A 14,363-nucleotide genomic window follows, 5' to 3' on the forward strand; every position below is an offset into this window, starting at 1 on the left:
TGTACTTAAAGTTTAAGGAACGTACATGAAAAAGTTAGCTTTACCTTTATTGGCCTCTTTATTTGTTTTTGGAACCGCTCAGGCGGCTGACTATAAATTAGACCCAACGCATACGAAAGCGGTGTTTTATATTGACCACTTTAATACTTCAACCAATAGCGGTGGATTTCATAATATTACTGGCGATATGACGTATTCCGCGGAAAAACAAACGGGTAGCGTGAACGTTATCATCCCTGCGGAGACATTAAATACCGGTTTACCTGTATTCGACAACCATATCAAAAGTGCAGATATGTTAGATGTTGCCAAGTACCCAACGATTGAATTTAAGTCGTCTAAATGGAATTTCGTTAATAACAAGCCGGTTTCTATTGACGGCGTACTGACAATGAAAGGCGAATCACACCCTATTCAATTAAAAACAACGAAGTTCGGTTGTTACTTTAGCCCAATTTTTAAAGCGGACGTTTGTGGTGGTGATTTTGAAGCAACGATTGACCGTACACAGTGGGGGGTCGATTTCTTAGTGAAAGAGGGTATGACTCAAAATGTCACTATCAAGATCCAAGCAGAAGCCATTAAACAGTAATTTATGGTAATAAGTACAAGTAAGAAAGGATTAATCATGTTGAATTTCAAAAAAATACCGTTGTGACATCAACACTACTAGCTGTTGCTTTAACATTAGGGTCGGCTCAAGCTGCGGAATATAAAGCGAGCGATAAAGAAGGCCCGATTAAAATCGTCAACTTGGATGAGCTAGAAAGCCAAGTGGCGAAAAATATGGAAAAAGGCGCTTTTGGCTACATCCGTGGTGGTGCGGAAGGGGTTAATTCTGTCATCCAGCAATTAAATAAAGAGCTATCTATCAATATGATGTTAGGTGGCGCGAAAAATATTGAAAGTGTAAAAGCAACTCAGTTATATACCGACAAAGATTTTCAATAATGAAAGTTATACTCATTGGTTAATGAAAAACGGGAAAAATTTCCCGTTTTTTTTGTTATAAGTAAAAACCAAGATTAAGCGGTGAATCCACCATCAATATTTAAACTTGCTCCCGTGATATAAGCAGCAGCAGGGCTAGCTAAGTACAAGACAAAATCAGCAATTTCATCAGCACTAGCATAGCGTTTTAAGGCCATTATTTGTTTCAGACTCTCTGCAAACTCGCCTTGTTCTGGATTCATGTCTGTATTTACGGGGCCTGGCTGAACGTTATTGACCGTTATCCCTCTTGAAGCGACATCTCTAGCCATGCCTTTTGTTAAGCCAATGATGGCTGATTTACTCATCGCATAGGCGGCTCCGCCTTCAAATGGTACTCGCTCTGAGTTGACACTGCCAATGTGAATTATTCGCCCATTATCATTCATAACCGCTAATGCGGATTGGCTGGCAATAAATAAGCTGCGTACATTTAGGGAATAGGAACGATCAAATGACTCTAGAGAGAGGGTTTCTACTGAACCAAATTCAAGAATACCAATACTGTTAATTAAAATATCAATAGAGCCAAACTTATCAAATGATTGTTTGATTGCCGCTGTAATTTCATGTTCATTAGCACTGTTGGCTTTGATAGCCATGACTTTCCCGGAAAATTGGGCGGTTTCAGTTATCAATGATTTTGCATTTTCATCTGATGAGGCATAGGTGAAAGTAACATTCGCACCGTCTTTGGCGAGTTTTTTTACAATAGCCGCACCAATACCACGTGAGCCACCTTGAACAATAGCATGTTTGTTTTTGAATAACATGGAATGACCTTATTGTTAATTAAATAATTTAAAATCAACGGATAAGGTATTTAATAGATAAAGGTATCTGGACTCCAGATAGAAAACCAGAAGGAGTTTGTGAAAAAAATTGACTATGTATTAATGGAAGCGCTCACCCATTGATGAGTAAGCGCTTTTTATTTGGTTAGCGCTGAGGGCGCTTAACAAAACCAATAGCTTCGTAAACTTTATCTAGGGTTTCTTGTGCACGTGCAGCTGCTTTTGTTGCGCCTTCATCCATAATTTGGTTGAGCAACGCTTCATCATTACGGAATTCATGGTAACGAGTTTGCAGTGTGGTCAACATACCGGAAACGGCTTCAGCCACAGCACCTTTAAGATGACCGTACATTTGTCCTTCAAATTCAGCTTCAAGTTCTGCGATTTTCTTACCCGTCACGCCCGACATAATATCTAATAAATTAGAAACACCCGGCTTATTTTCTAAATCATAACGAATACGCGGTGGCTCTTCGGAGTCAGTCATTGCGCGTTTGATTTTTTTTACGACAGATTTCGGGTCTTCTAATAAAGCGATAACGTTGTTACGGTTATCATCGGATTTAGACATTTTCTTGGTCGGATCTTGTAATGCCATAACACGAGCACCACCACCAGTCGGAATGAATGGATCGGGGACAGTGAAAATATCACCGTAAATGGCATTGAAGCGTTGGGCAATATCACGGCTCAATTCAAGATGCTGTTTCTGGTCAATACCTACAGGCACTTGATTTGTTTGATAAATTAAAATATCCGCAGCCATTAATACTGGGTAATCAAAGAGTCCCGCATTGATATTTTCTGCATGGCGCGCTGATTTATCTTTAAATTGAGTCATACGGCTCAATTCACCGAAATAGGTGTAGCAGTTAAGCGCCCAGCTCAATTGGGCATGTTGTGGCACATGTGACTGTACAAAAATGGTACTTTTTTTCGGGTCAATGCCACAGGCTAAATAGAGCGCGAGTGTATCGAGGGTTCTTTTACGCAATTCAACAGGGTCTTGGCGAACGGTGATGGCGTGCTGGTCAACGATACAGTAAATGCAATCGTAGTCATCTTGCATTTGTACCCACTGACGTAATGCACCCATATAGTTACCGATGGTTAATTCACCGGAAGGCTGTGCGCCGCTGAATACGATTGGTTTTTGGGGTTGCTTTAAATTTTCAGTGGGAGTGCTCATTTAGTTATGTCCTTGCTTATTTTATTTCAGATAACCCGATTGTAGGTAATAAATCAGAAAAATGTGTTAATACACAGTTCGGTTCACTTAGTGCAATAGATTCACCATAGTTATAACCGTAGGTCAGACCGACACACGGGCATTCAGCGCTTTTCGCTGCAATAATATCATTACGAGAATCACCGACAAAAAGCAATTCTTCTTTACGTAAACCGAATGTTCCCATCGTTAAGTAAAGAGGGGCAGGATGCGGTTTTAACGCTTTAACATCATCGCTACCCAACACAAGAGAAAAGTAGTGTTCAATACCTAATTTCTTTAATAGCGGTGCAATAAATGGCGTCGCTTTATTAGTAACAATCCCCATAGGGAGGCCATGTTTTGCTAGTTGCTCTAAGGTTTCTTTCACTTCAGGGAATAGTTCGCTGCCAGTTGTGACAGAAACGGCATAGAATTTATCGAAGCTGGCTCGCGCTGCTTTTTGTAACTCGGGGGTTATTTGGGCGCCAGCCCAAGAAAGCGCGCGTTCAACTAAAACATCCACGCCATTACCAACCCAAATTGAGACTCGCTCTTTACCTGCGGGTGAAAAGCCAAGTTCTGTTAGCATATTGTCGATGGCTTCAGCTAAGCCACCGGCGCTGTCTACAAGAGTGCCGTCTAAATCGAAAGCTATTGCTTTGATATTCTCTAATACCATGTCAGTCATTGAGATACCTTTTGTAATTCGCTACGCATTGCATCAATGACGGTTTTATAGTCTGGTTGATCGAAGATTGCGGAACCTGCAACAAAAGTATCGGCGCCTGCTGCTGCAATTTCTGCAATATTATTAACTTTAACCCCGCCATCGACTTCCAAACGGATATCATAACCACTTTCATCAATGAGTTTACGGACTTGGCGCAACTTATTGAGGGTTTGTGGGATAAAGGATTGGCCACCAAAGCCTGGATTGACGGACATTAGTAGGATCATGTCAACTTTATCCATGACATAATCAAGGTAGCTCAGCGGGGTTGCTGGGTTAAAGACTAGCCCTGCGGTACAACCATTCTCGCGAATTAACTGTAATGAACGATCAACATGCTCACTGGCCTCAGGGTGGAAACTGATATGCGTTGCCCCTGCTTTAGCGAAGTCTGGAATGATCCTATCAACCGGTTTGACCATTAAATGAACATCGATAGGAGCAGTAATTCCATAGTCTCGCAGTGCTTTACAGATAGGCGCGCCAAACGTCAAGTTGGGCACGTAATGGTTGTCCATAACGTCAAAATGCACGATATCGGCACCAGCAGCCAGAACGTTGGCAGTATCTTCGCCTAAACGGGCAAAGTCAGCAGATAAAATAGATGGGGCAATGAGAAAGTTTTTCATAATTGTCTCCGATTATTAATCGTTATCTGAGAGCCATTCAGCACTAGGTACAGAGCGCTGCATTTTTTTCTTATCCGTTTTTCTAGGAGAAAGGCTATTAGGTATACCCGGATATAACGCCAGTAACTCATTGACTTTTGCCCGGTTTAATATATTTCTACTAATGGTGCGACGTACTTTTACAATATGTAATTGAGCCTGATAATACCACTCTCTTGTCATCGGGGTATCATGATTTGAGATCAGTACCGGGATTTTGCTTTCTGTTGATAACTTTTGCGCCAAAATAGCTAAGTTTTGTTGTTCAAGCGAATTAAAGGAATTCGTGTGATATGCCGTAAAATTGGCGGTATCTGATAAAGGCGCATAGGGAGGGTCACAGTAGACAACCGCTCCCTCTTTTGCATTGAGCAACGTATCACCATAATGCTGAGTTATAAATGTCGCATTTTGTGATTTTTCAGCAAACCACAGTAATTCTTCTTTCGGGAAATAGGGCTTTTTATAGCGGCCGAAAGGAACGTTGAATTCACCACGAGAATTATAGCGGCATAGCCCATTATAACAGTGGCGGTTTAAGTATAAGAAAAGGACACTGCGTTTCTCAGTATCGGTCGATTGGTTAAAGGCTTCACGCATTAAATAATATTGTTCGGAAGTATTATATTCAGGTGTGAAGATTTGCTGGGCTTCTTCGATAAAAGCATCAGCGCGGTCTTTAACTGTATTGTAGAGGTTGATGAGGTCACTGTTGATATCTGCCAGTATGTAGGAATCATAACTGGTGTTTAAAAACACTGACCCAGCACCAACAAAAGGCTCAATTAAGCAATCACCTTGTGGAAGATGTTTTTTGATTTCTTCCACAAGGGGGTATTTACCCCCAGCCCATTTTAAAAAAGCGCGTTTTTTTTTCATGCCGTCTTTATTATTACAATCGTTTAGAGTAATAAATTGTACTCTGTCAGGACAACATAATGCGCCCGGGGAAAAACGTTGTTATTTTTGATCCTGTTTGACTTGTTTCATATTTCTAACCCACGGTTTTTTCGCTTGCACTGCAGCAGGTAAGGTTCCTATTGCATTTTTTGCGGCGGTTACTGAACTATAATTTCCGTGAATAAGAACATACCAGGTTTGCCCGTTACGTATCGTTTTATAGACTTTGTAATTGGTCAGTTTGTTTTCTTTTGCAAAAGCTTCCAGTGTATCAGAGCGGCTTGCGCTGCTAAGCTGCAATGTGTAGCTACCCGCTGGCGCAGACATGATATTACTACCTTGGCTACTCGCCGTTGATGTCGATTTCGCTGGCTGTTTAGTTTGCACAGGGTGTTTTGGCTCAACGGGTTTTACAGGTGTTTTTTCTGGCGCCACTGGTTTAACGGCAGGTTGTTGTTCGACCGGTTTCACTGTTGGTGGCGTTAACGGTGTCGTATTTTGTGGCTGGCTAGTGCCTGGCACCGAAACTTGGCCTTGATTTAAGGCATCAACCACATCGCCAGGTATTTCGATTCGCTCTCCCAGACCATTTGGTTGAGTTTGAGATTCGCCTTGGGTTGGCGTCGGCGCAATTTGTGAACCCGTGATTTCTTGTGGTTGCCCTGATAGCGTTTGACTTTGTGAGTTAGTCAACGATGAGGAACCCGATAAGTCGATATTCTGTGAATTATTGGCACCCGTTGTTTGTTGCTTTTCATGCTCTGTAGGAGCTTTCAGCGCTGAACTGATAGCAATAATGAGCAGCAATAAAACTAAGACACCCACACCAATCATGATGTGTTGGCGTGAGAGTGCAATTTTAGGTTTTGCAGCAGATGATTGGCGTGAACGCCCTGTCGGTCTATCTGATGTATCTGGCCTAAGGTCATTTTGACCTTGAGGCTGGTTATCTGGTTTAAATTCGTCCATTTTCCTCTCCCGAATAAAATTTGCCTATAGTAGAGATAAAATGTCTCTTATCAGTACAACCTCTTAACGACCAAGCAGGACATTGCTGCTTATTTTTAAAGCATATATTCTTTCGTAACACCATGCTAGCCAAAGTGGTATTGATAATATGCTTTTTAGAATTTCGTTTATAGGTGTAGGCATACCGTATAATTTAACGACTTTAGCGAACATCTACCAGTAACATTTTAAAATGCCAGTGAAAATTCGGCTTTTTTTTCGTTTTATGGCATACAGGATGAGATTGCCGCAATAACAGTTTGCGTATCAACATCTGAACGCATTTCCGAATGGCCAATAGTGGTAGGCAAAATTAAATGCAGTTTTCCGCCTATCACTTTTTTATCCCGCATCATATGTGGGAGATAATCATCGGGCTTCATTTGTGAAGGGCCTTTGACGGGAAGTGATGCTCGTTTTAAAAGTGTGACCACTCGCTGAGTTTGTTCAGGAGTAAATTGACCAAGTAATTCTGCTGTTTTTGCTGCCATTACCATACCAGCGGCTACAGCTTCACCATGTAACCAGACGCCATAACCCATATGTGCCTCGATAGCATGACCAAAGGTATGACCTAAGTTCAATAGTGCACGTAACCCACTAGTTTCTTTTTCATCCGCAGCAACAACTTGTGCTTTTAGTTCACAACAACGGCGAATGCAGTAGGCCATTGCTTGGTCATCAAGAGAGGCGAGCGCATCGATATTCTCTTCTAGCCAGCTAAAAAACGCACTATCGAGGATAATGCCGTATTTAATAACTTCGGCTAAACCTGAGGCGAGTTCTCTTGGTGGAAGTGTTTTCAAGCAGTTGAGATCAACCACAACAGAAGCTGGTTGATAAAATGCGCCGATCATATTTTTCCCTAGTGGGTGATTGACGGCGGTTTTACCACCGACAGAAGAATCCACTTGAGATAATAAGGTTGTCGGGACCTGAATAAAACGCACGCCACGCTGATAGCTTGCTGCTGCAAAGCCTGTTAGGTCGCCAATGACGCCCCCACCAAGAGCGATGAGGGTGGTGTCACGGTTATGGTGTTTTTCAAGTAATGCGGTAAATACATCATTCATAATGAATAATGATTTGTATTGTTCACCATCGGGTAAAATGATGGTATCAACTTTTACGCCTGAAGATTCAAGGGCATTCTTTATCTTATCGAGATAAATAGGGGCAAGAGTTTCATTTGTCACAACCATTGCTCGTTGGCCCGCAGTTAATGGCCAAAACGCCCCTGTTTGCTGATATAAGCCGGGTGCGATATTGATTGGATAACTACGTTCGCCTAGAGTGACGGTGACTTTTTCCATCTTGCTTTACCACCTTGAGTTCATTTTTGAAAATAACACCTTGAATAATTAGTTTTTTTCTAATAGTTCAATGATTTGGCTGGCAACAACTTTTGCACTTTGCTCATCAGTATGAATAGTAATATCAGCAATTTCTTCATACATAGGATTACGTTCGTCAGCCAGTTTCTCAAGTACTTCACGTGCGGGTTCGTCAACTTGTAGCAGCGGACGCTTTTTGTCACGTTGTGTACGAGATAGTTGTTTCTCAATTGTGGTCTCAAGATAAACAACGACACCGCGAGCGGATAAGCGGTTACGGGTCTCTTTGGACTTAACAGAGCCACCGCCAGTTGCTAATACAATGCCTTGTTTCTCTGTAAGCTCATTGATGATTTTTTCTTCGCGATCGCGAAAGCCTTCTTCGCCTTCAAGGTCGAATACCCAGCCTACATCCGCGCCAGTGCGTTTTTCTATCTCGTGATCAGAGTCGAAAAACTCCATATTAAGCTGTTGAGCCAACTGACGGCCAATAGTACTTTTTCCAGCACCCATTGGTCCAACCAGAAAGATATTGCGTTTCTCTGCCATGTTTTTTGGTATTACTACGATTATTCGTTAATGATTACCCGCCCCGCCAATCAGATTAGCGGCGGGACCTAAACTGAAACCTCATAAGTGATGATGTGAGATCAGATAAGAAAATTATCTCAATACATCAACCTGAATTGCAACTATATAAATATGGCACTAAGCATGCAAAGTGCCATATTTCAAATTACAGGTTTCGATATTTGAGCCGTCTATGTTGTCTAATGCATTGTATATCATGGTTTTTAACAGTTTTTAGCTATTGATATTATCAAGCTATTTCTGCTAAGTGTAGAGCAACATTAATTGTGGCTGTTTTATAAGCGACTGACAGCTTGTTCTTTAATCTACGGATAGTTAGAACACTCAATGGATAACCTTGTATGCTAAAACGACGCCAGCGTCAAATTTATCCGGTAGGTTTATAGCATAAAAAATATTTTTTTTTGTCATCTTTGACTTATTGCGTATTCAACTACTTGAAGTATATGTGTTATTTCTTCAATATTAAATATTGATAAGTTTTGGTGTTACAAAAACAATAAGGACACGCTTATCTGTATGCTCTGCTGTATTTGTAAATAATGCTCCTAGGAAAGGGATGTGGGATAAAAAAGGCAACCCCATCTCTGTTTTTTCTTGTTTTTGCTGAAAAATTCCCCCAAGAATAAGGGTTTCGTTATTTTTAATGGTGACGGTCGTTGCGATTTCTTGCTTATTGATGGCCAAGTGATGATGTTGACTGCTCGTAAGTGCAGTATCAGGCGAGTTATGGCTAATTTTAAGGATTAACTCAATTTTTTCATCGCGTGCAATAGCGGGGGTGACCTCCATCCCCAGTACAGCGTCTTTAAATTGTACGTGTGTTTTTTTTTCACTGCTGGTGACATAGGGGATCTCTGTACCTTGCTGAATACTTGCAGCTTGTTGATGTGAAGCAACTAAGCGGGGGCTTGCAATAATAGAAAGCAGATTCTCTTTTTCTAATGCTTTTAGTTTCATTTCAAGTAACCCATCACTAAGGCTAAGCACATTGAAGGAAAATTGCCCTGATGTTGAAGAATAACGGTTGTAGCGATGTAAATGATTGGCACTCATGTTTCCTCCTGCCATCATTCCCCACTCTAACCCCAATTCTTGTAATGCAGTTCGGCTGCTACTAATGATATGTGCGGTGATTTGTACTTGTTTATTTGGCTTATCTTTATGTTTTATCCATTCATCAATTAGTGCTAATCGCTCTGGGCTATCTTTAATAATGAGGCTGTTTGTCGTGACATCGTGATGGATAGATGCATTTTTTGATAATAACGACGTCCCTGAACGTTCTAATAGATGACGAACTTCTTCGGCATTGATTGAGATTAATTTAAATATTTTTTCGGTTATTGACGTTTTATTTGGCGCTATCGGTGTGATTACGGCTTCTGAGCCAAGGTGATTTTCTGTTGCTAGAGGTGGTGCTAGCGGTGCAAAAGGATCTCGGATCTCTTCGGCAGAGACTAAAAATGAAGATAGAAAGAAGAGCCCCATAATAATCACCATGGGAATTTTAATTAACGAACTATTCATTGTGGTTATCATCCTTGATAGCGAGAGAGTCGTTGAATAATGAAAATGAGATGGCAGTTACGATAATCCCTTGTTTTAGATATATTTTTATATCATGAAAATGCCATTTTTGGGTTTGAGGAAGGGTAAGAAGCTGTTCTATAACGTGATAAATAGGAATGAAATTGCCTTGGAACTCCATGAAATAGGTATTGATATCAGTTGGTTGTAATTGGTTAAGTGTGACAGATGAATGTGAAAGTAAGGTATTTAACTGTGTAAGAGATTCAAGAGGCGCGTCTTTAATATTAACGGATTGTTTTAATAATTGAGTCTGTTTTTCGAGCTGTTGCAATGAGGGTGAGTGGTGGATAATTTTGGTTTCTTTTGTGATAGCTTCAATTAAATTCAGGTTTTCAGTGGCTAATTCCATAATTTGGTTTTGATTTTCCTTCCAGTGTAAAAAATATCCCGTTGTGAGACAAAGTGCAATTAAGAACCAAAGAGGTAGAGTCTGTTGCCAAAATGGGCGATACCAAAAAGAATGTGTTGATTCACTCATTGGGCTCTCCTTGATATTTGGCCGTTAGGTGTAAACGGTTTAATTGATTCACCCGGCTAATTTTTTTTAATTGAATGTCACTCAAACCAGGGTGATTTTTAAGTTGTAAGCCGAGCGAATTGATATCTTGAAAATCATAGCTGTTAGCTTTGATTTCTATTTTGTTATCCATTAACTGTAGATTTGTTAGCCAGCTTTTGGGGGGCGTTATTGTTGAAAGATTTTGTAAGAGGCCAAGTAAAAATTGGTTATTTACCATGATGTTATCTACCTTTCTTTTTTGGCTCATTAAATGATTAATTTGTGTTTGTTGATCTGTGATTTGCAATGTTAATTGTCGTATCTGTTCGTATTGCAGTTGATTATTCTGCTTTCTGTTTTTTAGTTCGTTTATCTCAATTTGTTGAAAAACAAATAAAAATATACATGTTGTAATCACCGAGCAGCAAATCACAGAACAAAAGAGTAAAAACGCTCGGATCTTCTTTTTTATTTGCTGTTGGCGCCAAGGGAGAAAATTAACTTGGTATAGTTCCATCAGTTAGATATCCCCATGACGTAAAGCAAGACCAGCTGCAATTACAAAGTCTCCCAGCAATTGGGGTAACTTAATATTATGTTGTTGAAACGCTTGGCGTAATTCCCAGAGATGAGCTACCTCAGCAGTACGATGAGTATGTTGATGGTCTGTAATGAGGTAGATAGGCGAAGTGGGTGCGGTATTTTCTTGATCAAGAAAAGGCAGTAAATGGGAAATTGTTGGGATGTCAGTGTCTTGCAAATGGTTGTAATTCGCTGGCTGGCTAATTGGCCCAGACCAAAGCCATTCACCTTGTCGGTAATGAACAACCCAGCATTCATCGGGTAAACCCGCATTTCTTGCCACATAGCGTAAAGCGATGGGGGCGACATCAATAGCTAGCAGGTTGAACCCACTTTCAGTAAGTAGGTTTTGCCAAAAAGTAATATCTGACTGGCGAGCCCCATTAAAATAAACTTGTTGCTTGATGACGCGATAGTCGATAACTAGCTCTTGGGCGTGCATTGCAAAACGTTTTTCAGCTTGAGATTGTAAATACCAACCGAGTTCTGGTTGTGGCAAATTAATTTCACTCGGTAATGAAATTTGTTGTTTTATTGTGCGAACAGCAGGTAATGCGAAGGAAACAGAACACTTTTTAGGTAATTTCTGACGCCATTGTAATAAAATATTCAGTAAAATTTTATACTGTTCATGGCTCGAACTATCCGTCAGCTCGAATGGTAATTGTTGTTGCCAACATTCACATAAGTGCCAGTATTGTCTGCGCCGCTTTGCAGCGACTAGCTGTATTTTATCTTGATATAGGTCGATTCCAATGTTCCACTTTGATGTATACATAATTAATTTCCTTATCATTAACAAATAAATTACGTTTTCTATTGTGCTGTATAAGCTTTATACTGTGTGTTAGTGATATCTAAACCCTCTTGTTAGTCGAGCATGGGAATTTTCCGGTGAAGTTCGTAAAATATTTTTTTATTCTTGTTTTTTGTTGCATTTTTTTGGGAACCGCCTCGATTTATGGCATGTATAAATATGTTGAAGGTGAGCTACCTGATGTAGCAACAATGAAAGACATTCGTCTGCAAATTCCAATGCAGGTATACAGCGCAGATAACGAATTGATTGCCCAATATGGGGAAAAACGTCGTATTCCTTTACCGCTGGCAGAAATTCCTCCTTTAATGATAAAAGCGTTTATCGCTACTGAAGATAGCCGTTTTTATGACCACCATGGAATTGACCCCATTGGTATTTTCCGTGCAGTTACCGTCATGGCATCATCCGGTCACGCTTCCCAGGGGGCCAGTACGATCACCCAGCAGCTCGCGAGAAACTTTTATTTAAGTCCTGAAAAAACCTTGATGCGTAAAGCTAAAGAGGCATTTTTGGCTATTCGTATTGAGCAGCTTTTTACTAAAGATGAAATTATGGAGCTGTACCTGAATAAAATTTATTTAGGTAACCGTGCTTATGGTGTCGGGGCAGCTGCATACGTTTATTTTGGTAAGACAGTGGATGAATTGACCCTCAGTGAAATTGCAATGATTGCGGGTTTACCAAAAGCTCCTTCTACATTTAACCCGTTGTATTCATATGACCGTGCGGTCAGCCGTCGTAATGTGGTTCTTTCTCGTATGTTTGAGGAAAAATACATTACTCAAGACCAGTATGAACAAGCAAAAAATGAAAAAATAGTGGCTTCGTATCATGCGCCGAAAATTGATTTTTCTGCGCCGTATTTAGCCGAAATGGCGCGCCAAACCTTATTTGATAAATATGGCGAAGATGCGTATACCGATGGATATAAAGTCTACACTACGGTGATCCGTAAAGATCAAGAAGCTGCCACAACGGCAGTTCGTAATAATTTGATCGACTACGATACGCGTCATGGTTATCGTGGCCCTGCTGAGGTTTTATGGAAACAGAATGAAACGGCTTGGACAGCAGAGCAGATTGTCGAAAAATTGAAAAAAATGCCGGTTTATGGGCCTTTAATGCCTGCAGTTGTGACATCTGCGACTGCTTCAGAAGCGCAAGTGACGTTAGCTGATGGTTCGCAAATTCCTATTACAATGACCGGTGTGCGTTGGGCGCGTAAATTTATTTCAGATACCCAACAAGGTGCTGCGCCAAGAGCTGTAAATGCAGTCATGCAAGTGGGTGAGCAAATTTGGGTTCGAAAAGTTAAAGATAATTGGTGGTTAGGGCAAATACCTGATGCGAATGCGGCATTTGTTGCTTTAAATCCAAATGATGGGGCGATTATTGCGCTAGTTGGTGGGTTTGACTTCAATATGAGTGAATTTAACCGAGTCACCCAATCATTACGCCAAGTAGGTTCGAATATTAAACCTTTCCTATATACAGCGGCAATGGATAAAGGCCTAACATTGTCATCACTACTGAATGATGTGCCGATTAGCCGTTGGGATGCAGGCGCGGGCTCTGATTGGCGCCCTAAAAACTCCCCACCTCGATATGATGGCCCTATACGGTTACGTCAAGGTTTAGGCCAATCAAAAAACGTTGTGATGGTTCGTGCGATGAGAGCCATGGGGGTGGATTATGCGGCTGATTATCTGACTCGCTTTGGTTTTCCAGCGGAAAATATTAACCGTACTGAGGCGTTAGCGTTAGGTGCGCCGTCATTTACACCAATGCAAATGGTTCGTGGGTATGCCGTCATGGCCAATGGCGGGTATTTGATTGATCCATACTACATTTCGAAGATCGAAAATCATAATGATGAGGTTATTTTCGAAGCCAATCCCAAAATAGCATGCCCTGATTGCACGGATATTCCGGTAATTTATGGGGATACCGAACGCACTATTGCGAGTAAAGGTATTGATGATGAGTCTACCGAGGAAGTGACACAATCGGGCGATAATTCGGTGATACAAGAGCCAACAATGGCGCTAACAACGGCAGCTGACTTAGATGGGAACTCCGCTGATAAATATGCACCTCATGTGATTAATACCCCACTCGCATTCTTAATTAGGGATGCGATGATGACCAATATCTATGGCGAGCCTGGTTGGTCTGGTACCGGTTGGCGTGCAGCGAGAGACTTAGGTGGTCGACGTGATATTGGTGGGAAAACAGGAACAACGAATAGCTCGAAAGATGCGTGGTTTTCTGGTTATGGTCCAGATGTTGTTGCATCTGCATGGATAGGTTTTGATGATAATAGGCGAACATTAGGCCGCGGTGAAGCTGGCGCCAAAAGCGCACAGCCAATGTGGAATGACTTTATGAAGTCAATTTTGGCCGGGGTACCTGTCAAAACAATGAAGCCGCCTAAAGGGGTTATTTCTGTATCTATTGATAGCCGAACAGGCCAATTAGGTTCTTCCCGCCGTGAGTATTTTATTGAAGGAACGGAACCGAAAGAACATGCAGTACAAGAGGTTGGTACGACAATTTCTACGGAAGGAGGGGGGAGCCAAGAGTTATTTTAACGTAATTGTTGGCTAAATTCTCACAATTAGCACCCCGTTGTTGATTTTAAACA

At 41.1% G+C, this 14,363-nt stretch carries 14 protein-coding genes and 1 pseudogene; 3 read left to right on the forward strand and 12 right to left on the reverse strand.

Going from position 1 to position 14,363, the window contains the following annotated elements; genetic code table 11:
• The first annotated feature begins 25 nt into the window (after positions 1-25).
• Complete coding sequence (locus PSF42_RS17980) at positions 26-592, forward strand: YceI family protein (RefSeq protein ID WP_272680481.1); 567 nt, start codon at positions 26-28, stop codon at positions 590-592.
• Between the two features lie 209 nt (positions 593-801).
• Positions 802-951, forward strand: a pseudogene (locus tag PSF42_RS17985) (alpha-hydroxy-acid oxidizing protein); the annotation flags it as partial.
• 74 nt (positions 952-1,025) lie between these two features.
• Here PSF42_RS17985 and PSF42_RS17990 read toward each other — a convergent pair.
• The 12 genes from PSF42_RS17990 to PSF42_RS18045 form a co-directional block, all read right to left on the reverse strand.
• Complete coding sequence (locus PSF42_RS17990; RefSeq protein ID WP_125894608.1) at positions 1,026-1,763, reverse strand: 3-oxoacyl-ACP reductase family protein; 738 nt, start codon at positions 1,761-1,763, stop codon at positions 1,026-1,028.
• A 166-nt stretch (positions 1,764-1,929) separates the two neighbouring features.
• Positions 1,930-2,973, reverse strand: a complete 1,044-nt coding sequence (gene trpS, locus PSF42_RS17995) for a tryptophan--tRNA ligase (protein WP_125894610.1) — start codon at positions 2,971-2,973, stop codon at positions 1,930-1,932.
• Between the two features lie 16 nt (positions 2,974-2,989).
• The gene (locus tag PSF42_RS18000) at positions 2,990-3,682 is read right to left on the reverse strand and encodes a phosphoglycolate phosphatase (protein WP_125894612.1); all 693 of its coding nucleotides are present in this window, start codon (positions 3,680-3,682) and stop codon (positions 2,990-2,992) included.
• Positions 3,679-4,353: a ribulose-phosphate 3-epimerase gene (rpe, locus tag PSF42_RS18005; RefSeq protein ID WP_125894614.1), complete on the reverse strand. Its 675-nt coding sequence runs from the start codon at positions 4,351-4,353 to the stop codon at positions 3,679-3,681. The genes PSF42_RS18000 and rpe overlap by 4 nt, the downstream gene beginning before the upstream one ends.
• 15 nt (positions 4,354-4,368) lie before the next feature.
• Complete coding sequence (gene dam / locus PSF42_RS18010) at positions 4,369-5,271, reverse strand: adenine-specific DNA-methyltransferase (protein WP_272680482.1); 903 nt, start codon at positions 5,269-5,271, stop codon at positions 4,369-4,371.
• Between the two features lie 81 nt (positions 5,272-5,352).
• A complete protein-coding gene (locus tag PSF42_RS18015) occupies positions 5,353-6,261 on the reverse strand; it encodes an SPOR domain-containing protein (RefSeq protein WP_125894618.1) in 909 nt (302 codons plus the stop codon).
• A 263-nt stretch (positions 6,262-6,524) separates the two neighbouring features.
• Positions 6,525-7,613, reverse strand: a complete 1,089-nt coding sequence (aroB, locus tag PSF42_RS18020) for a 3-dehydroquinate synthase (protein ID WP_125894620.1) — start codon at positions 7,611-7,613, stop codon at positions 6,525-6,527.
• Positions 7,614-7,661: 48 nt separating this feature from the next.
• Complete coding sequence (gene aroK / locus PSF42_RS18025; RefSeq protein ID WP_004906592.1) at positions 7,662-8,183, reverse strand: shikimate kinase AroK; 522 nt, start codon at positions 8,181-8,183, stop codon at positions 7,662-7,664.
• A 507-nt stretch (positions 8,184-8,690) separates the two neighbouring features.
• Complete coding sequence (locus PSF42_RS18030) at positions 8,691-9,755, reverse strand: secretin N-terminal domain-containing protein (protein WP_272680483.1); 1,065 nt, start codon at positions 9,753-9,755, stop codon at positions 8,691-8,693.
• Positions 9,748-10,296 carry a hypothetical protein gene (locus PSF42_RS18035; protein ID WP_272680484.1) on the reverse strand — a complete coding sequence of 183 codons (549 nt, stop codon included), beginning with the start codon at positions 10,294-10,296 and terminating at the stop codon, positions 9,748-9,750. Before PSF42_RS18035 ends, PSF42_RS18030 begins: the two co-directional genes overlap by 8 nt.
• A complete protein-coding gene (locus PSF42_RS18040) occupies positions 10,289-10,555 on the reverse strand; it encodes a PilN domain-containing protein (protein ID WP_185746952.1) in 267 nt (88 codons plus the stop codon). The genes PSF42_RS18035 and PSF42_RS18040 overlap by 8 nt, the downstream gene beginning before the upstream one ends.
• Positions 10,556-10,837: 282 nt before the next feature.
• A complete protein-coding gene (locus tag PSF42_RS18045; protein ID WP_125894628.1) occupies positions 10,838-11,677 on the reverse strand; it encodes a pilus assembly protein PilM in 840 nt (279 codons plus the stop codon).
• 116 nt (positions 11,678-11,793) lie between these two features.
• Between PSF42_RS18045 and mrcA the strand changes: the two genes are divergently transcribed.
• Positions 11,794-14,310, forward strand: coding sequence for a peptidoglycan glycosyltransferase/peptidoglycan DD-transpeptidase MrcA (gene mrcA / locus PSF42_RS18050; protein ID WP_272680485.1), 2,517 nt, complete (start codon positions 11,794-11,796; stop codon positions 14,308-14,310).
• Positions 14,311-14,363 lie beyond the last annotated feature (53 nt).

This window comes from Providencia sp. PROV032, from assembly GCF_028484875.1.
GTDB classification, from domain to species: domain Bacteria; phylum Pseudomonadota; class Gammaproteobacteria; order Enterobacterales; family Enterobacteriaceae; genus Providencia; species Providencia rettgeri_E.